We start from the raw sequence: 17,173 nt of genomic DNA on the forward strand, positions 1-17,173 counted from the left end.
GTCCGGCCGGGTCAGGCCGCGGTCGCCTGCCCGATGGGCTCAGCACTGTCGTCGTGGTCGTTGCCGGGCTGGTGGTGCAGCAGGGCGAGCCAGCGCTCCGGCGGGTACGGGCACAGGCACCAGCTGCAGCTGACGCGTTGGCCGGGTTGGGCCCAGAGCTCGGCGCCGCACACGATGCCGGACTGGTCTACCGCGATGCACGTGCCCAGGAGCGTGCCCTTCTTGTGGGGCTCGGGGGGCTGGGCGGCGGCCTGGATGCGGTGGACGAGTTGCTGGAGCTCGCGGCCGAGCTGGGGGCCTTGGTCCCACAGGGCGATGAAGTGGATCTGGCCGAGCAGGTCGGCGGCCGCGGCGCGGACCCGGTGCGCGAGGCCACCGGTGCGTGGCCGGGGCTGCATACGGCGGGCTTGGCGTATGGCGTCGCTCCAGTCCTCGAGGACGCCGGCGATCCCGCCGGCCGCGCGCAGGTCTAGGACCTCGGCGCTGACGGGGAGGGGTGCTTCGGCGGGGCGGACGCGGCCGCCGTACTGGACGGTGCCGGTCGTGCCGGGGGTGAGCCAGACCTCGAGGGAGGCCCACATGCGGGGCAGCCGCTGCAGGAGCTCGCGGGTGGTGAGGGTGCAGTCGGCGCAGAGGGTGCCGTATCTGAGGTGGTTCGTGGTGCACAGGGTGCAGATCATGGTGCGCCCCTTTCCTGCTGGTCGTGCTGTTCGGGGTCGTGGTCGGGCCACTCGATGTGGCCGCCTCCGTAGCCGCGGATGAGGTCCGCGAGGGTGGGGGCGGCGGAGGTCAGCCCGTATATGGGGTCGTCGACGACGAGGGCCTGGCCGTCTTCCAGCTCCCACCCGTCGAAGACGTGGTGGTGCAGGTGCAGATGGAAGTGCCGGCCCTGGCCGGGGCCGACGCGGAAGAGGATCGACGTGTGGTTGTGGAAGTCGATCCGCTCGTCGCCGTAGGCGCGCACTACACGCCGGACGTGGCGGTCACCCTCGTACGCCTGGACGAAGAGGGCGAACCCCTCGTGGAGCTCGCGGCGGTTGTCGAAGTACAGAGTGCGCGCCTGGTTGCAGCAGGCCTGGCGCAGGAGTTCCGGATCGTTGCCGGCGACAGCGGCGGCCACGGAGCCTGGCGTATAGCCGTCCCTGAGGAGTGCGGCTGCTCGCGGGAGCGGCTTCACCGTGCCCTCCAGATGACGGGCGGCCGTACGGGCTGGCTGAGGGTGAGGCACCCGTAGCCGTCGCCGATGCCGGTCTCCTCGAGGACGCGCTGGACCTGGTCGAACTGGCGCTGCGCCTCCCTGGGGCGGATGCCGAGCTGGCGTGCGAGGCGGTGCACCGTGCGGAGCTGGCGGACGAGGAGCTCCGCGAAGAGCGGGTGCATTGCGGTGCGTCCGGTGTCGGAGAGCGGGACCTTGGACGTGAACTCCGTGGTGAAGCTGTACTTGAGCAGGTAGGGCCAGGGGGACGGCTCCGGGGGCTGGTGCTCGAGCCTGATGTCCGCGACGCCCGGGCCGAAGCTGACATCCCACGGCTCGAGGGCCTCGTCGAGGATGTAGAAGATCGGTGTCCAGCCCTTCCACTCCGTGGTCTCTGCCTCCACGATCAGCCCCCCGTCTCGCTGGCCTTGAGGGCAGCACGGAACTCGTCGTGGACGGCGTCGTCCAGGCCGAGCTCGTCGGGGCGCGTCTCGCCTTTGAGCGCCGCCAGGATGCAGCCGATGGCGTGCGCCGACGGGATGTCCTTCCGGTCGATGGCCGCCTGGTGCCAGTGGCGGGCAGTGAAGTCGGCGGCGCGCAGACGCTGCTCGGGCAGGGCGGGCGTGTCCTCTTCAGCGGCGAGGGACTCGGTGTGGAGGCGGACTGCCTCGTCGACCATCTCGCGGGTGAGGTGCGTGCCCTCGGTGAAGCGTGCCGCACGGATCGCCTCGGCCTCCTCCCGGCTGAGGACGACGTCGGCGGTGATGTAGCCGGCGAACTCGCCGAGCGGGTTCGCGGTCGGGTAGAGGGGGCGAAAGGGCGAGGGCTGTGGGGCGTCGTCCACCCGCTGTGGGGCGCTGGCCTGCTGCTCCTCGGCGGGGTGGACTAGTTCCTCAGCTGAGGGGCTGGGCTCGTCCACCCCCTCAGCGGCTGGGAGCCCGGTCGGCGTGTCGTCCGTCGGCGGCAGCTCGAGGTCGAGTTCATGGCGCAGCCGCCAGATCCTTTGCCCCGTCCAGCACCCCAGTTCGTAGCGCTTGGCGACCTTCTCGGGCAGCGCTTTGGCCATACGGGCGTGGGCCAGGACGTGCAGCCACACGCCGTCGATCCACTCGGTGTGCGCGTGGCGGCTGCGGCACCAGTGCGCCGGTGGCCGCGCCTTGTCATCGAAGCGGTGGCCCGGGCAGCCGAACTCGACTGGTGCACCCGACCAGCGGACGATCACCAGGTCGCAGTCCGCGTGTCCGTTGATGCCGGCGCGGATGCTGTCTTCAGCTTCCGCGGCCGTGTTGTGGCCGAGATCGGTGACGTCGACAGCGGGGTCGTGGGAGAGGCAGGCGATGTGGAAGGTGCTGCTCATGGGGTGTCCCTCGTGAGGCTGGTTCTCGTGGGGTCGGTGCAGTTGCGGTGGACCTGGCCGTGTGAGGCGGCGCCGAGGAGGCAGCACGGTTTCAGCGGTGCCGGGTTCTCACCGAGGGCCCTGCGTCTGGCCCAATCGCACTCGGTCCGGGCCCGCCGAAGCCTGCGTGTCTCGCGAGCGGCAGCCTCGAGGAGGACCAGGACGCCGACCCCGAACACGACGGCGACCACGTGCATCCCGCGGTAGACGCACACGGTGGCGGCCACGGCGAGGAGCAGGGTGCCGGCGGCTGCGCCGTACTGGTAGCGGCGGTGTGTCACCCGGGTCCCCTAGTTCGCTCGGCCGTGGTGCGGGTCGAGGAGGTGGTTGAGGGTCTGGTGGATGGATTGGCGCCAGGCCGCGCGGTACCGGTCGGGGGCGTCGCCGGTCTCCGGGGTGAGGACTCCGTTCACACATGCCGTCGCGCACAGGCGGACCAGGTCCCGTGCCTGGTCGTCGGTGCAGGTGAACTGCTCGACGACGTTGACCGGGGTCAGGACCGCCTCGGCGAGGCTGCGGCTGTTGAAGGTGGCCGCTTCGTGCGGGCCGTGCTCGGGGTTGAGGGCGAACACGACCAGCTCGTGGGTGACGCCCGGGCGCTGCCTGAAGGGAGGCGGTGTGTTGGGGAGGTCAGCGAGGGAGATGAGGCCGATCACGTACTGGTCCCAGATGGGGTGCCATTCCGGGGCGGTGAGGATCCACTGGTCGAGGGCGGCAGGGTTGTCGGCGTGTGTCTCGGCGGGTACGCGTGTGACGGTGCCGTACTTGCCGGTCACATGGTCGGGCTGGGGCTGCTCGGGCATCTGGGTACTCCGGTTGTTGCGGTGGATGAGGACGGGCATGACGACGGCGGCCGCGGCGAACATGAGCGGGCACGCAGCGCCGACAGCGGTGGCGATCACGTCGGCTCCTCGGCGACCGCGGCGCGCCTGTCGATGGCCTCGATCCACGCGACCTTCACCGCCGCGTCTTGGATCAGCTCGGCGCGCAGCTTCGCCGGGTCCGACTCGGCGAGCGCCTCGCAGTGCTCCTCGTCGGCGATGAGCAGCCACGTGACGGTGCCCCGTTCGGCAGCTGCCTGGCAGTTGCGCTGCGCGTCCTCGGCGATCCTGCGGGCCTCGTAACCGCCGGTGCCGTCGGGGTGGTTCTGCTCGCCCCACTCGCCGTCCTGCCGGATGCGCTCGGCGAGGACCTCGGACAGGACGCGGTCGGTGATGACGCTCGGGTTGCGGGTCGTGGGCTGCGCCTCGTCGGCCACACGGCGCAGCTCGGCCACGATCTCCTCGGGGAGTACGAACCCCGGGTAGCCCCGCATGGCTTCGACGCGGGCGATCACTTCGGCGAGCACGGTGGCCCGGCCAGCGTCCGCGGGGAGGACAGCCAACACCGCGTCGGCGAGCTTGCGGTAGCGGTCCGAGGTCGGCGTCGACAGGCTGCTGAAGTTGGCGGCGGCCCACTCCCAGCCGTCGGCGCGCGCCATCGTTTCGGCGATCTGCTCGCGCAGCGCGGCCCGGTCGGCAGGTGCAGACGGCACAGCAGGCGCGGCCGGGTGGGCGTCGCTCGTCGTCTCCTCTGCCCAGTGGTCGGGGCGGACGGGTTCCCAGTCGCCATAGCTAACGCGGCGGCGGACGACGACGGGGCCTGCGTCGCTGGGCAGCAGCATGCAGCCGCTCGGTGCGCCGAAGACGCTGTGGAACTCCCACTCCGGGGGCGGCGTGCAGGGGAGCAGGCTCTTGCGGATCGGCTCGTCGGTGTCGGTCATGCCATGTCCGTTTCTTCCAGGGGGAGTTGGCCGTCACCGGCCGGGGCGGGCTGGTTGAGGGCGGCGCGTACGCGGGCGGCGCTCGGTATGGCGGTGAGGGCGAGGAGCTGGCGGACGGCATTGCGCTCGGCGCGGGTGAGCTTGCGCCAGCAGCGGCCGCCGATCCGGCGCCGGCGGGCGAGGCCGGACCGGACGGGCTGGCGGCACAGCTGGCACTCGACGGGCTCGCTCACAGCTGCACGCCCTCGAGCGCGTACGTGATGGCCGCGTTGATCTCGGCCTGGTGGTGCTCCTGGTCCGACTCTTCGCGTGCCTTCTGCTCAGCCCGCTCGCGCGCGCAGTCGGGGCAGTACGCGGGTGCGCCGTCGTTGAGGATCCAGGGGCCTTCCCACTCGTGGTCGTGGGCCCAACTGGCAGCAGCGTCGCGCGACTCGAAGTACCAGGGCATGCCGTCGTCGTGGCTGGCGACGGCCTCGCAGGTATCGGTGCTGCAGACGAGGGAGTAGACGGGCTGGGTGCGCTTACGGATGGGCATGACGTGCTGCTCCTGGTGTGCTGGGCGGGACAGGGGGCGGCCGACGACGTACCCGGCGATGCCTGCGCAGAGCGCGGCCCTGTGCCGGGCCTGCTCCTCCGGGACGCAGGGCTCATAGCGGGGCGGCAGGGCAGGCATGGTGCGGTGCACCTGCGGTGTCCGCCATGCGGTGCCGGTGGGGTGGTCTTCGTCCGGGACGCTCTCTGCGGTGGGCGCGCTCATGAGCCGCTCCCCGCACGGGAGTTACCGAAGATCGCCTCGTACGTGTCTGCGGTGCGCTCGCGGATCAGGTCGTCGGTGACGTGGTCTCCGGCGAGGCAGCCCGCCTCGTCGCAGGAGGTGAGGACGTAGCCGATGGGCTCGCGCCCGTAGCGGGCACGGAATGCGACGTGGCGGGCGTTGTGGTTGCGCCCGTCGCCCCACACGACGGGCATGGCGCCGGCCATCGTGCCGGTCCAGCGGGCGTGGCCGTCGCCGTATGGCTCCACGTACAGGGCGAGGGACTCCGCCACCGTCCTGCACGGCCGGGTCCGCTTGGTCTTGGGGATGTCCAGCCGCCGGCGGATGCGGCCGATCGTGGTCCGGCTCACGCCGACCTCTTGCCTGATCTCCTCGTACGTCGCCCCCTCGCGCAGCCGCTCCGCCACACGCTGTACGTCCTCGCGGGACGTGTAGTTGTTCATCGGCTGGTCCTCGGTCCGCCGGACTGCCCCCACAGGGGCGGCTGCACGATGGGCCTGCGCCGCGCGGGCCGGGACCTCGGCGCTGCCGGCCGCGGCTGTGCGGCGGTCGGCGCGCAGCTGGAGAAGTGGGGGACAGCCCTCCATTCCAGGAGCGCGTCCACGCAGTCCGGCTCCTCGCTGGTGAACTCGCGCACGAGCAGGCCGCCGAGGCCGTTGGTGCGGGCGGCGAGTCCGCCGACCGGGGACGGCAGCGCGTTGATCGGAGTGCGCTCGCCCTTCCTCGGGCCGCTGGCCCAGCGGATCTGGGCGCCGCAGCGGTTGCAGGTGGTGACGCCTCGGGTGGGGTGAGGGGTAGTGGGCATCAGGCGGTGTCCTCTCCGCTCGCGGCGGCATAGCCGGCCGCTGTGGGGACGGCATCGGTACGTGCGTCATGGGAGGTGTGGCGTCGGCGGCCGCGCGGTGTGGTGCAGTGCTCGCCCGACCGGGCCCGGCAGGAGGCGACCGGGCACGGAGCGGCGGCGGGGCGGACCGCAGCCCGTACCGCCTGCCGTTCCTCGTCCTTGGCCCGGGCCTGCTCGAGGCGGTGCCGGCGTGCGCTGGCGAGCTGCTGCTCGCTGCGGGTGAGTTCGGCCTCCCGCTGTGCGCGGGCGCGGCGGACGGCGGTGTTGGTCATGCACGTCTCGCAGGGCTCGCCGGTGTCCCAGACGGTGCCGGACTCGCACGAGTCGAGGCCGCAGCCGTGGCGGGGCAGGGCGGCGCCGAGGAGCCAGCGGCCCATGTCTCGGACGGTGGTGGTGCGGGCGTAGCGGCGGGTGATCCGGTCGGTCAGGCGTTCCTCGTCGGTGCCGGTGTCGAGCTGGGCGCCGATGGCGCGGGCGATCTGCCGCAGCACGAACGTCCGCAGGGGCGGGAGTTCGTGGCGTACGGGTTCGAGGACGCGCCAGATTCGAGGGGACAGTTGCAGGGCGGGGCCGGTGTACGGGCGGGCGGCGATGCCGCTCGATGACGAGGTCTCGTGATCCGTGCGCAGCACGCGATTGCCCGGGCCGAAGGTGTCCGGCACGGAGTTATCCACAGATCGCCCGGCCCACTTACGGTCAGGTCGCCTACGGCGGATACCCCCACCCAGCTCCGTCAAGGAAAGTCGGTCAGTCTGCAGGTCTTCCTTAGACGCGAGGGATCCGTCACCAAGATCCGAACCCGATCCGTCACTAATGACCGGTGACTCGCCATCCCACAGCGGGAGTTGCTCGTCGACCGCCACCGCGGCGGCCGGGGCGGGGACGGAGTGGAGCGGGTGGCGGTGCGTCTCGTACGCGTGGCGGCCCTGCTCGCCCTCGCGGCGGTGCACCGTGAGCCAGCCGGTGTCTGCGAGCTCGTCGACCAGGCGGCGGGCGTGGCGCTCGCTGAGGTGTTCGCCGGCGCGCTTGCCGCTGTGGTGGTGCAGCTGCTCGCCGAGCTCGGCCGCGGTCACCGGGATGCGGCGGGCGGTGGCGTAGGCGAGGAGCGCGTACAGGCGCAGCAGCCGGGGCGTGAGGGCCTCGGCCGCGCGGACCGGGATGCGGACCCACAGCTCGTCGTCGGCGAGCTCGCGGGTGATGCGGTGCGCGGACTGGCCGCGGCCGCCGCGCAGTGTGCGCCGGACGGTGGGGACTTCGACCAGGCCGTCGATGATGTCGGGCTGGCTGAGGTGCCGAAGGCCGCGTTCGACGGCGGCCTTGGACATGCCGAGGTACTCAGCGATCACGGCCACCTTGGCGGTGCAGCCCTCGGCGCGCTGTGACAGTGCTGCGGTCTTGACGTAGACACTCAGGGCCGCATCGCAGTACTGAGCACCTACGACCAGACGCAGGGGTACACGGACCGTCTGTCCGCCGCCGCGCGGGAGCGCCCCGGTAGCCGCGGTGTGCGGCTCGGGGTGCTCGGCAGCCAGGCTGGCTGCGTGCGCGACGACGGACATCAGGGGGTTCCTTCGGAGGGAGAGTCAGGCAGTGGTGTGGTGGGCGGCGATCGCCAAGTAGGCGTCGCGCTCGGCCGTGAACTCGGCGATGTAGCGCTCGGTGCTCGAGCTGGGTCCGCTGTCGTCGGCGATCCGTTGCCACTCTTCGAGTTGCTTGTGGGCGGTATCCGCCATGGCGGACGCTGCCTCGGCGACTGCGGCCGGGGTGGCCCAGGTGTCGTCGGTGACGACGTCGACGCCCTTCTGCCGACAGTCGAAGACGTAGACCGACAGGGCGTTGAGGCGCATGCTGGCGCGGCGGTCGTAGAAGGCGGCCTTGTAGAAGACCGCGACGCGGCGGCGGCCGAGCTCGTCGACGATGAAGGACCACATGTCGTGGTCGGAGCCCTCCCGTTTCCACCCGTCGGGCAGGGTGGCCGGCCGGAACAGGGGGTCATGCCGGTCGGGTTCGCCGAAGGTGAATCCGAGGGCCTCGAACGCGGCGGTGTCTCCGCATCCGGACTGGATCTCGACGGGCAGCCGGTCGGAGTTGACGAGCTGGCGCTGCCCGGCCCGCTCCTGCTCCTCGACGATCGTGTTGGTGTCGCCCGTGGCGAGGGCGAGGAGAGCCGTGGCGTGGATATCGCTCGGGTCCTGGGTGTTCCTGATGGACACGTATGTCTCCGGTGCGGATTGATGGGTGGTGCCGGTGGGTTTGGTTCGGGGCCGGGTCCTGCTCGCTCGGGGGTAGTGCGGGCGGGACCCGGGGTGGCGGCCGCCGGGAGGGTGGTGGTCGGTCAGCGGGAGACGCGGTTGTTGGCGTGGGTGCGGCCGATGGCTCGGATGTCTTCGAGCGCCGCAGCGGGAATGACCAGGTCGAACACCTGCTGTCCGACGCGCGGGCCTTCCTGAACGAGCCGGTAGCGGAGCCAGCCCCGGGTGTGAAGGGTGTTGAGCGCGACCTCGACCTGGCCCACGGTCAGGCCGGTGGCCTGCGCGAGGTGCTCAGAGCTGGGGTGCAGGTTGGCGCTCATGCGCCCGGTGGCGTGGCTGGCACGCCACAGCAGGTCGAGGCCCACGAGGCGGGTGCTCGGGTGCATGCGGCTACGGCGCATCCCGAACAGGAAGTACTTGCGGAAGTGCTCCTGCTTGGTCAGCTCCCCGGGGGCGATGGCCTCGGCAGGGGTCAACTGCCGCGGCTCGTACGGCTGCTCCGGCGTCGGCTCGGGCTTGGCCGTGTGGCGGGTGGGCTGTTCCTGCCTGCGCACATCCGGCTGCGGCTTGGGCTCGGGCCTGGCCGCGGGCTGCGTGGGCGGGCGGGGCGCGGGGCGGCGGGCGAGGTCGCCCGGAGACGGGATGTGGGTGGTCACAGGTTCAGCTCCGTTCGGTGATCGACGGTGGCCTGGGCGTCGTCCAGGCCACCGGGCGGGAGGCCGGGCCCGGGCGGGGGCTCCGGCTTCCCGGCGAGAGCAGCAGGTGTGTGGAGGGGGCAGCAGGGGCCGGTGAGATAGGGGTGGATGTGGTCCACGGACCGGCAGTGGCGGCGTTCGGATCCGATCCAGTGCCGGCACTCCGGGACCGTGGGCTCCTTCACCAGGGGGCGTCCGGCCAGTCGGGCTCTTCCTGCACGGGCGTGCTCGGCTCGTCGTCGAAGTCGGCGTCGTCGGCATCGGGCTGTTCGAGGGGGCGGCGTGCGTGCCATGCGGCGAGCGCGAGGGCCTGGCGTACCGAGGTCAGCCAGTAGCCCGGGTCGCCGTTGGTGGCGACGGCCTTGACCGCGAAGCGGGTGGAGTCGTGGGCGCTGCGGAGGTGGTCGCGCAACTGCGGCAGTGGTGTGGGGAGTTCGCGGTCGTGCGGGGTGTAGGTCCAGGCCTCGATGGAGTACTGGTCGCGGCCGTCGGTGTTGTGCTGCTGGCCGGTGTCGCGCAGCTGGACGGCGTGGGCGATGCTGCACGCGGGCTGGTAGTCGAAGATCTGCAGCTGCGGTCCGGCGGCGACGTAGACGGTGTCGGCGGTGCAGAAGTGCTTCTCGCCGTCGGTGTGGGGGCAGACGGCGCCGAGCCGGGTGGGCTCCTGTACGTGCTGGTCGACCAGGCCGAAGCGCACGACGCGGAACGCGGGCTTCTTACCGCAGTTCTTGGTCCAGCACCGTCCGTACCTGGCGTAGTCGGAGTAGCTGCAGTTGTCGCAGACGCAGCCGCCACCGCAGTTGCAGCCGAGGGACTCGCCGTCGTCGTCGGTTCCCGCGCAGCCGCAGTACTCGTCCGGGTCGTCCTCGTCGTTTGCACGCTCGTCGGTCTTGGGGTGACCGCCGGGCAGGAGGAGGCCCGGGGCCCAGGCCCGCATGAGGATGCGGGTGGCGGCCTCGATCTCCTCCGGGGTCGGGGGGCCCGGGAGAGCGGGGCTCGGGGTGGTGTCGGTCATGACGATGCACCGTTCGTTCGGGCGGGAAGCTCGGCCTCGTCCGCCATGCGGCGCAGTTCGGCGGCGAGCTTGTTGGGGACGCAGGAGTCGCAGCCGCCGCAGCCGCAGTCGTCGTCGTTGCCGACGAAGGCGGCGGCCTCACGGAAGGCAGCGGCCCGTACGTCGGACCGGTCGAGGCACCGGAGCTCGGCGACGATGTCGCTGGTCGACGGCATGCTGGTGTCGATGAACTCGACGTCGGGGTCCATGTAGTCGGCCGCCCACAGGGACCAGCCCTTGACCTTGGCGATCGCCCGGACCTGCCTGGCCATGCCGCGCAGCACCTGGTCGCGGTCGACGCCGGGAGTGAACTCCGCCCCGCCAGGCGGGGTGTCCTTCTCCTCGGTGAGTTCTGCCGCGTGCTCGCGCAGGAGTTGTGCTGCCTCGGCGGACGTCGTGATGTCGCCGTCCAGGAGCGCACGGTGACGGGCCTCGAACAGCGCGGCCGCCTGCTGGACCGCATCGTGGGCGGCGGACTGAGCGGCCCGCAGGGCGACGGGCAGGACGGCGTCGGCGAGGACTCCGGCCTGCGCGAGGATCTCCACCGGCAGGGTCGCGGGCACAGCGCCCGCGGCGATCAGCGCGTCGCCGAGCTGGTCGCGCAGCGAGGTGTTCAGATCGTCGGTCTCGTCCTGCTCACCGTGTCCGTACAGGGCGGTCGCGATGCGCTGCGCGAACCCGGCGACGTCGCCGGTCCACGAGACGGACGCGGGCTTGCCGAGCTGCGTGTAGTGGCGTTCGACGGTGACGGTGGTGCCCTCGGCGGTGGCGCGCGGGAGGAGGGCGAGGACCCTGCGCTGCACGATCGCCACGGCCTGCGTACGGCGGGACTTCCCCATCAGACGTCACCGCCGTCAGCGGCAGGGGCCTGGTTCTGCTGGGCGAGCCAAGCGGCGGCCTCGTCCTTGGGCATCTTGCTGTAGCCAGCGAGATTCACGTCGATGCCGTCGACCGTGACGGTCGCGCTCCCGTGCTCGAGAACCATGTCGGGGCCGCTGCCGGTCACCCTCACCGCTACCTCTGCCCCGAAGGAGGCGGCGACCCGGTGGACCGCGTCCAAGCCCTCGACGCGGCAGCCAATCTCCGCGCTGCCGCTGTTCTCGTGGCCGAAGACGACAACGTTCTGGACGGCGAGGCCTGAGTCCGGGTGATCGGCGAGGAGCTGGCGGGCGACTGCGGCGACGCGCGCTGTGTGCTGCTCCGCCTGCTCGATCGCGGCGAGTGGGCCCGGCTTCTCCGGCTGGTCCTCGTCCGGTGCGGTGGTGGTGGCGGGCCGGGCTGGGGTGAGGAGCTGGCCGAGGTGGTAGAGGCTGGACACGGGCGAGATGCGGTCGGCCTTGCGCGGCTCGACCAGGTCCAGGCTCACGGTCACGTCGGGGCTGGCTGCGTGGTTCACGCGGTAGCGCAGGTACTCCGGGCGGTGCGGGTCGAGGAGCGCGCGGGCTTCTTCCACCTGGTCGGGCAGGCTGTCGGCCGGGACGTAAGTCCAGTCGAGGTCGGTCGCGGTCACGTCCAGGGTGCTGCCGGCGCAGGAGCGGGCGGCTTCGAGGAACTCGGCGCGAGCCTGCTCGGCCAACTCCTCCTCGGTGTCCACTCGTTCGGCCGTGCTCTCGGCGTAGGTGGTGAGGGCGAGTTCGACGATGTTCATACGGCCACCTCCAGCGGGCGCTGCTTACGGGTTGCGGCGTCGGCGATCCACGCGGCGGCTTCGGCCAGGTCGTAAAGGCCGGCGGAGCGGTGCTTCCAACGGAGGCTGCTGACGTGGTGGGCGCCGTCCGGGTCGGGCAGCGCGCCGGCGATCCAGCGCGGAGCTCCTTCGGAGTCCCGGTACTTGGTGATCAGCCCGTGCAAGTTGTCGGTGGTGACGGCCTCGGCCTGGTCGCGGGTGACGAGGTAGTCGTGCGGCTCGCCGCCGGGGATGGCGGGCTGGCCGGGCCACAGCCACACACCGCCCACCCGCGTGGGCTTCTGGCCCCAGCCGGTGAGGGAGGTGTGGGTGCAGACCTCGGTGAGTCCCTCGCCGCTGATGGTGCGGACGGTGCCGCAGTCCGTGCAGAGCAGGCGCAGCTGGACGCGGCCGAACTCGTTGGCGTGGCTGCAGTCGGCGTTGGCGCAGTCGTGGTGTTCGGCGCCGGTCTGCACGATGTGGGCGCCGGTGTCGTGGCGGAGCTCCACCGTGTCCCAGACGGGGCGCGGGCAGGTGTCGGTGTGGGTGAGCGGCTGCCACCCCAGGTACAGGTCTTCGATCAGGTGCATGCGGGTTCCTTGCGGTGACGCGCGCGGCGGAAGGCCTGCACCTGGTGGAGCTGCAGGGTCTCGACGTACGCGGGGTCGGCCGGAGGGCTGACGGGCAGGGGCGGGATGTCCAGCGGCGGGAACGAGGGGGCGTGCGCCGGGGCGGGCGCGTACTGCTGGTCGCGGTGGGCCGCCAGGGCCGCGTCCGCGGACGCGTTGGCCTGCGACTCGCCCAGGCGGGCGGCGGCCCAGACCAGGGCCAGGGCGCAGAGTCCGAGGACGCCAGCGCCGAGGTACTCCGGGGCGCTGGTGGCGGTCACCACGGGTGCCCGGCGATGACACCCGCTAGGCGGGCTGCGGCCTTGTCCGTGAGGAGTGCGGGTACGCCGTCGCCGCGGAGGTTGATGCGGACGCCCTTGAGGTGGCCGGTCGCCGTGACCGCATCACCGTGCGTCTGCACGGAGTTGATGGCGATGTTCAGGCGGTGCATCCACCAGCGCCAGCAGTCGATCGACTGCGGCCGCACGGTCAGGCCGAGCGTGGTCGCGTCCAGTACGTCGGTCGCGGTCACATCCGGCTGACTCGAGCGGAGCCTCTGCGCCAGGACGGCGGCGGGCGAGTCGACGTCGGAGGCTTCCACCTGCCCCTCGACCAGGCCGGCGCACGCCGCGTACTCGTGGGTCGCAGTCTCGGCGACCCCGGCCACCACCGCGTACGCCACGGGCACCACGTCGACGGCTTGGTCCTGCGCGAGGATCGCCTTCACCGCGGGCGTGAGCTCGACGGCCAGGCGCTCCATGTGGTCGCGGGTGAGCGGCAGGTCCAGCATGGTGACGGCGAGGTCGATACGGGTGAGCAGCTGCTGCTGCAGGTCGCGGCTCACGCCTGGCCGTCCTCGGCCGGAACGGCGGGGGTCACGGCGATGCGGTCCATGAGCGGCGAGGCGAGACGCGGCATGGGTGCCGGTTCCGGGGTGTCCGCCGCGGCCGGCGCCTGCTCGCCGTCGGGGAGTTCCGCCGGGATGAACGACATGGCGGCGAGTTCATCGGCGGTGGCGCACGCACTGCACAGGTCGAGCATCTGCAGGTTGGGGACCCAGTAACAGCCGCCCTGGCAGGCCGCGTTGTTGGTGCAGCCGCACCGCACGCAGGCGGGTTCGTCCTCGGCGCCCGGGTGCGGCAGGACGGAGACGATGGCGGGCAGATCGGCTGGGGTGCCGGTGCCAAGGGGGACGGGCTGCGCGGCGGCCTGGTCCGCGGCTGCGAGCGCCGACCGCATCGGCTCCGGGGTGGGCGTGCCGAGCAGGCGGTCTGCCTCCCACGGCCTGACCAGTGCGCTGCCGCGGACCTCGATACCGCGGACGCGGGTGATGGCGTCGAGGTGGGTACCGAACGCGGTGTCGGCCCGGGTGACGGGGACGTCGACGAGCGCGGCGAACTCGAGGAGGCCGGCCCCGCGCGTCTCACGGAACTTCAGGTGGACGCGGTAGCCGGAGGGCCAGTCCTCCTCTGTCTCCACGGCGAACGGCTGCTGCTCGAGCGGGTTGACGACCAAGGGGACGACGGCGTGTGCGTCGTCGAACGTCGGGGGCCTTGGCTCCTGCGCGGTGGGCGCGGGGGCGGTGGTCTGGGTAGCCTGTTCCACGTGAACCTCATTCGTCAGTGGTGAGGTGTCGCTCTTGAGTGGGGCTGTTCCGGGTGCGATCCGGAGCGGCCCCGCCCCCGTTCAGGCGCGCTGCAGGGCTTTGCTGCCGCGGCTGGGTAGGGGGCGCAGGTGGTTCATGGGGTGGGAGCTGGCGCCCGCGGAGGGCGCGGTGACGATGGCGAGAGGGCCGGTCGTCGGCTCGTGGTGCTTCAGGGCGTCGATGCGGTCGAGGTCCTCGTCGGAGAACGTGACGACCCGCCCCTTCTTGGAATGCGGGAGCTGTTTGATGTGCCGGCGCAGCCACGTCTCCTCGACGCGGAGGATCTCCGCAGCCTCGGGGTACGTGTGACGGCGGTTCATACGCAGACCGCATCCCGGGCGGGAGCGCCGACGGGCTGGTCGTCGGGCACCTTGCGCCCGGTCTCCGCCCACAGACACCCGACGTCGACGCCGATCACACGGCAGATCGCACGTGCGACCCGCTGCGGCTGTGTCTTGGTTTTGCCGTTGAGGAGTCCCTCGATGGTGCCGTGGGGGACCCCGACCTCCTCGGCCAAAGCGCGGCCGCTGATCTCGGATCCGTCCCCCGTGCGACCCATGAGGTCCCTCAACGTCCCCGGCTTGACCAGCCGGTATCGGGGTTCTCGCGTCATGGGCATACCTCCTGGGCAATCTGTCCAGAAAAGTTGGACAGGCCCACCATGGCATGAACTTGGACGCACTGTCCAGAATTCTTGGACACTCGGGCGGCATGGATTCGGTCAAGGTCTCCGCGGACACTGGCGTGACTGGCCCGAAATCTTGGACACTGTGGCCATGTATCTTGGCTTTGTGGCGGTCTGATCAGGGTGGATGCCTCACTCACCTCATCCGCCACATGGGCACCCCACGGCCTACGCGATCGGGAGACGAGAATGGTGACGGCCGAAGATGCGGCTGAGGGGACCGAGAGGACCGATCTGTCGGACCTCTTGCGCGACCGCATGGCCGAACTGGACCTGTCCCTGCGTGCGGCAGCCGACGCCACGATCGACCGCCGGCACCCCGAGAACGGCCCGCTCTACAAGAAGGGCACCCTCGACAACCTGCTCAAGAACCAGGTCGCGCGGGCGCCCAGCGAGGCGCAATGCCGCGCACTGGCAGCCGCCTTCCGGCTCCCGGACGTTGCCGTACAGCGCGCCGTCGCGGCCCAGTACCAGGGCTTCGTCGCCGAGCGCTGGAACCGCAGCGAAAAGGCGCGCGTCCTCGTGGCGCGCATCGACGAGATGGACGACGAGGCGCTCGAGGACCTCTCTCAGATGGCCGACATCGTCCTCAGGCGACGAGAGCAGTCAGGCTCTGGCCAAGGCTCTGGCCAGGACTAACGCAGCGTGGGCCTCTAGTTAGTACTACTTTCAGTTACTTCCCGTTCAACTCTGGTCACACGCGGAACCCCGTGGCACAGTCGATGATCCGCCTGGGAAGCGCCATCACTCGATAGGTCACCCATGCCCAGGAGCCAACGGCTTGCGTCTGGATGGGGTGCGTGTCCATGCAAAGGGGCTTAGGCCATTGGCACACGACGGGGAGTCTGATCAGCAACCAGCGGTACCGGAGAAGGGCAAGGCGCAACCGGACGGCGAGCAGTCGGACGGCGGCGCGGCAAGCGCCCAGTTCGATATGCAGTTCGTCCCCAGCCTGCCCGAAGGGCGGGCAGTCTTCCCTGCGGAACGGGAAGGCAAGTTCGTCTGGCTCGTCGCCGAAGGGGCGATGACCAGGCAGTGCTTCCAGGAGATGAAGGGCTATCTCGACCACATCGTCGGGAGCGGCATGTGGCAGCAGAAGTGGGACGGCGATCCACCGGCCGACGGAACGACGTAGTTGCCAAGCTGGGCAGATACGTTCCGGCAAGATCAGCGCTGGGGGCGGCGAGAATCTCTCGCCGCCCCCAGCGCTGTACCGCCGCTAACTCACCTGCCGCAGCTTCCGCGGTGCCGGCAGACTCATCGCCGCCTCGACCGCGGACGCGATCTCGACGTCGAGGAAGCGCACCAAGTGCCCGTACCTGTCGACCGTCGTGGTGATGGACTCGTGCCCCAACCGGGCCTGGATGGCAGGCAGTGGGATGTTCGCACCGATCAGCCACGCCACGTGTGTGTGCCGGAGGTCGTGCATCCGAGGCCGCTTCGTCAGCCCCTTCTTGATCGCTTCATCGAGGGCCCGCTTCCACTTCCGGTTGTAGAAGTTGCTGTGCCGCCACGCCGCGCCGTCCCGCCCGCGGAAAATCCAGTCCTCGGGCCGGCGCCCCAGCATGTGATGACGGAGCAACTCCATCTGCCCCTCGGACAGAGCGATCAACCGGCGAGCCTTCTTCGTCTTCGGAGGGCCGACCGCGAATGTGTTGTCCTCCTGGCGCCGCCACGCACGCTGAATGCTGATCGTCTTCCGCCGGGTGCTGACGTCCCGGACCTGCAGCGCGGTGATCTCACCCCAGCGCAGACCGGTGCCGACGAGGAAGTCGCACAAGTCGGCCGCCTTCGGGTCGAACGCGCGCAGCTCGGTGCTGATGCGGGCGTACTCATCGTGCTCGAGGAAGACCATCTCCTCCTCGGTCTGGTCGTCTGTACGCGGCAGCTTGGTCTTGGCGCAGGGGTTGGTCATGCGCAGTGGCTGAGGTGCGTCCACGGCCGCCTGAAAGATGCAGAACAACAGGCCGTGCCGGTTGGCGATGCTCTTCGGGCTGGCCTTCCGGACGAGCCACCTGTCCGGGTGGCCCGGGTCCCGGACGCCCTCCTCCTGGACGCGGACCCAGTCCTGTATGTCGTCCTCCGTGGTGGTGCACACAGTGGCCGGGTTGGACGTGCCGTCCCGGAGGGTGTGGACGAGGCCGCCGTGCCGGCGCTCGACGCCGTCAGGGCCGGTGTGCAAGAGGCCGGCGAAGTGGTTGTCGATGTCCCGGCGGTAGTCCCTTTTTGTGCGAGCTTCGACGCCCGTGAGGCGGTCGACGTAGCGGTGCGCCCACGCGAGGAACGGGGCGTCGTCGGGGTGCACTTCGGGCTCGACGAATCCCTTGCCGCGGATCCAGCCGAACGGCCACTTGTTGTCGTGCGCCTCGACGAGGCCCTTGAACTGCTCGGCCTGTTCGGCGCCCTGGTCGCCGCCGAAGTTCTCGGTCTGCCACGCGCCGTCCTGGCGCCACTTCACCTGATACGTGGTCTCGCCCGATTTCTTGGGGCGTTCAACGATGCTCGCCATGGAGGGAAGATACGTCCCTAATCGGGCGCGGGGGAGGGGGGTGTGTTCCCGTGATGTTCCCAAAGCGCCGACCATGACGAAGGCCTG

At 71.0% G+C, this 17,173-nt stretch carries 27 protein-coding genes; 2 read left to right on the forward strand and 25 right to left on the reverse strand.

All coding sequences use genetic code 11. From position 1 onward, the window contains the following. Positions 1-11: 11 nt before the first annotated feature. From OG246_RS15335 to OG246_RS15450, 24 genes are all read right to left on the reverse strand, one after another. Positions 12-680, reverse strand: coding sequence for a hypothetical protein (locus tag OG246_RS15335; RefSeq protein ID WP_266461616.1), 669 nt, complete (start codon positions 678-680; stop codon positions 12-14). Next, positions 677-1,120 (reverse strand): hypothetical protein, encoded by a 444-nt coding sequence (locus OG246_RS15340; RefSeq protein ID WP_266461619.1) that lies wholly within the window; start codon positions 1,118-1,120, stop codon positions 677-679. Before OG246_RS15340 ends, OG246_RS15335 begins: the two co-directional genes overlap by 4 nt. A 53-nt stretch (positions 1,121-1,173) precedes the next feature. Continuing rightward, positions 1,174-1,599, reverse strand: a complete 426-nt coding sequence (locus OG246_RS15345; protein ID WP_266461623.1) for a hypothetical protein — start codon at positions 1,597-1,599, stop codon at positions 1,174-1,176. Between the two features lie 2 nt (positions 1,600-1,601). Further along, entirely contained in the window at positions 1,602-2,552 is a 951-nt protein-coding gene (locus tag OG246_RS15350; protein ID WP_266461626.1) for a hypothetical protein, read from the reverse strand. Then, the gene (locus OG246_RS15355; protein WP_266461629.1) at positions 2,549-2,872 is read right to left on the reverse strand and encodes a hypothetical protein; all 324 of its coding nucleotides are present in this window, start codon (positions 2,870-2,872) and stop codon (positions 2,549-2,551) included. Before OG246_RS15355 ends, OG246_RS15350 begins: the two co-directional genes overlap by 4 nt. Positions 2,873-2,881: 9 nt before the next feature. Then, entirely contained in the window at positions 2,882-3,493 is a 612-nt protein-coding gene (locus tag OG246_RS15360) for a hypothetical protein (RefSeq protein ID WP_266461632.1), read from the reverse strand. Further along, entirely contained in the window at positions 3,490-4,353 is an 864-nt protein-coding gene (locus OG246_RS15365) for a hypothetical protein (RefSeq protein WP_266461636.1), read from the reverse strand. Before OG246_RS15365 ends, OG246_RS15360 begins: the two co-directional genes overlap by 4 nt. Then, positions 4,350-4,586, reverse strand: a complete 237-nt coding sequence (locus tag OG246_RS15370; protein WP_266461638.1) for a hypothetical protein — start codon at positions 4,584-4,586, stop codon at positions 4,350-4,352. Before OG246_RS15370 ends, OG246_RS15365 begins: the two co-directional genes overlap by 4 nt. Continuing rightward, a complete protein-coding gene (locus tag OG246_RS15375; protein ID WP_266461641.1) occupies positions 4,583-5,110 on the reverse strand; it encodes a hypothetical protein in 528 nt (175 codons plus the stop codon). The genes OG246_RS15370 and OG246_RS15375 overlap by 4 nt, the downstream gene beginning before the upstream one ends. Next, positions 5,107-5,571: a helix-turn-helix domain-containing protein gene (locus tag OG246_RS15380; RefSeq protein ID WP_266461644.1), complete on the reverse strand. Its 465-nt coding sequence runs from the start codon at positions 5,569-5,571 to the stop codon at positions 5,107-5,109. The genes OG246_RS15375 and OG246_RS15380 overlap by 4 nt, the downstream gene beginning before the upstream one ends. Further along, positions 5,568-5,933, reverse strand: a complete 366-nt coding sequence (locus OG246_RS15385; protein ID WP_266461648.1) for a hypothetical protein — start codon at positions 5,931-5,933, stop codon at positions 5,568-5,570. The genes OG246_RS15380 and OG246_RS15385 overlap by 4 nt, the downstream gene beginning before the upstream one ends. After that, positions 5,933-7,531 carry a hypothetical protein gene (locus OG246_RS15390; RefSeq protein ID WP_266461652.1) on the reverse strand — a complete coding sequence of 533 codons (1,599 nt, stop codon included), beginning with the start codon at positions 7,529-7,531 and terminating at the stop codon, positions 5,933-5,935. The genes OG246_RS15385 and OG246_RS15390 overlap by 1 nt, the downstream gene beginning before the upstream one ends. A gap of 24 nt (positions 7,532-7,555) precedes the next feature. Beyond that, positions 7,556-8,185 (reverse strand): hypothetical protein, encoded by a 630-nt coding sequence (locus OG246_RS15395; RefSeq protein WP_266461655.1) that lies wholly within the window; start codon positions 8,183-8,185, stop codon positions 7,556-7,558. A 122-nt stretch (positions 8,186-8,307) separates the two neighbouring features. After that, on the reverse strand, positions 8,308-8,880 hold the full coding sequence (locus tag OG246_RS15400; RefSeq protein ID WP_266461659.1) for a hypothetical protein: 573 nt from the start codon (positions 8,878-8,880) through the stop codon (positions 8,308-8,310). After that, positions 8,877-9,104, reverse strand: coding sequence for a hypothetical protein (locus tag OG246_RS15405; protein WP_266461661.1), 228 nt, complete (start codon positions 9,102-9,104; stop codon positions 8,877-8,879). The genes OG246_RS15400 and OG246_RS15405 overlap by 4 nt, the downstream gene beginning before the upstream one ends. Further along, positions 9,101-9,934 carry a hypothetical protein gene (locus OG246_RS15410; protein WP_266461665.1) on the reverse strand — a complete coding sequence of 278 codons (834 nt, stop codon included), beginning with the start codon at positions 9,932-9,934 and terminating at the stop codon, positions 9,101-9,103. The genes OG246_RS15405 and OG246_RS15410 overlap by 4 nt, the downstream gene beginning before the upstream one ends. After that, the gene (locus tag OG246_RS15415; protein ID WP_266461668.1) at positions 9,931-10,812 is read right to left on the reverse strand and encodes a hypothetical protein; all 882 of its coding nucleotides are present in this window, start codon (positions 10,810-10,812) and stop codon (positions 9,931-9,933) included. The genes OG246_RS15410 and OG246_RS15415 overlap by 4 nt, the downstream gene beginning before the upstream one ends. Next, a complete protein-coding gene (locus OG246_RS15420; RefSeq protein ID WP_266461671.1) occupies positions 10,812-11,621 on the reverse strand; it encodes a hypothetical protein in 810 nt (269 codons plus the stop codon). The genes OG246_RS15415 and OG246_RS15420 overlap by 1 nt, the downstream gene beginning before the upstream one ends. Continuing rightward, positions 11,618-12,229, reverse strand: a complete 612-nt coding sequence (locus OG246_RS15425) for a hypothetical protein (protein WP_266461676.1) — start codon at positions 12,227-12,229, stop codon at positions 11,618-11,620. Before OG246_RS15425 ends, OG246_RS15420 begins: the two co-directional genes overlap by 4 nt. Further along, entirely contained in the window at positions 12,220-12,528 is a 309-nt protein-coding gene (locus OG246_RS15430) for a hypothetical protein (protein WP_266461679.1), read from the reverse strand. The genes OG246_RS15425 and OG246_RS15430 overlap by 10 nt, the downstream gene beginning before the upstream one ends. After that, a complete protein-coding gene (locus OG246_RS15435) occupies positions 12,525-13,091 on the reverse strand; it encodes a hypothetical protein (RefSeq protein WP_266461684.1) in 567 nt (188 codons plus the stop codon). The genes OG246_RS15430 and OG246_RS15435 overlap by 4 nt, the downstream gene beginning before the upstream one ends. Beyond that, positions 13,088-13,852, reverse strand: coding sequence for a hypothetical protein (locus tag OG246_RS15440; RefSeq protein WP_266461687.1), 765 nt, complete (start codon positions 13,850-13,852; stop codon positions 13,088-13,090). The genes OG246_RS15435 and OG246_RS15440 overlap by 4 nt, the downstream gene beginning before the upstream one ends. Before the next feature lie 81 nt (positions 13,853-13,933). Beyond that, positions 13,934-14,212: a helix-turn-helix domain-containing protein gene (locus tag OG246_RS15445; protein ID WP_266461690.1), complete on the reverse strand. Its 279-nt coding sequence runs from the start codon at positions 14,210-14,212 to the stop codon at positions 13,934-13,936. After that, positions 14,209-14,505: a helix-turn-helix transcriptional regulator gene (locus tag OG246_RS15450; RefSeq protein ID WP_266461693.1), complete on the reverse strand. Its 297-nt coding sequence runs from the start codon at positions 14,503-14,505 to the stop codon at positions 14,209-14,211. Before OG246_RS15450 ends, OG246_RS15445 begins: the two co-directional genes overlap by 4 nt. Before the next feature lie 261 nt (positions 14,506-14,766). Between OG246_RS15450 and OG246_RS15455 the strand changes: the two genes are divergently transcribed. Beyond that, on the forward strand, positions 14,767-15,216 hold the full coding sequence (locus OG246_RS15455; protein ID WP_266461696.1) for an XRE family transcriptional regulator: 450 nt from the start codon (positions 14,767-14,769) through the stop codon (positions 15,214-15,216). Between the two features lie 187 nt (positions 15,217-15,403). Continuing rightward, a complete protein-coding gene (locus tag OG246_RS15460; RefSeq protein WP_266461699.1) occupies positions 15,404-15,712 on the forward strand; it encodes a hypothetical protein in 309 nt (102 codons plus the stop codon). 84 nt (positions 15,713-15,796) lie between these two features. Here the strand turns inward: OG246_RS15460 and OG246_RS15465 are convergent, their stop codons facing one another. Then, complete coding sequence (locus tag OG246_RS15465; protein ID WP_266461702.1) at positions 15,797-17,086, reverse strand: site-specific integrase; 1,290 nt, start codon at positions 17,084-17,086, stop codon at positions 15,797-15,799. Between the last annotated feature and the right edge of the window lie 87 nt (positions 17,087-17,173).

Source organism: Streptomyces sp. NBC_00620 (assembly GCF_026341825.1).
Lineage (GTDB): Bacteria > Actinomycetota > Actinomycetes > Streptomycetales > Streptomycetaceae > Streptomyces.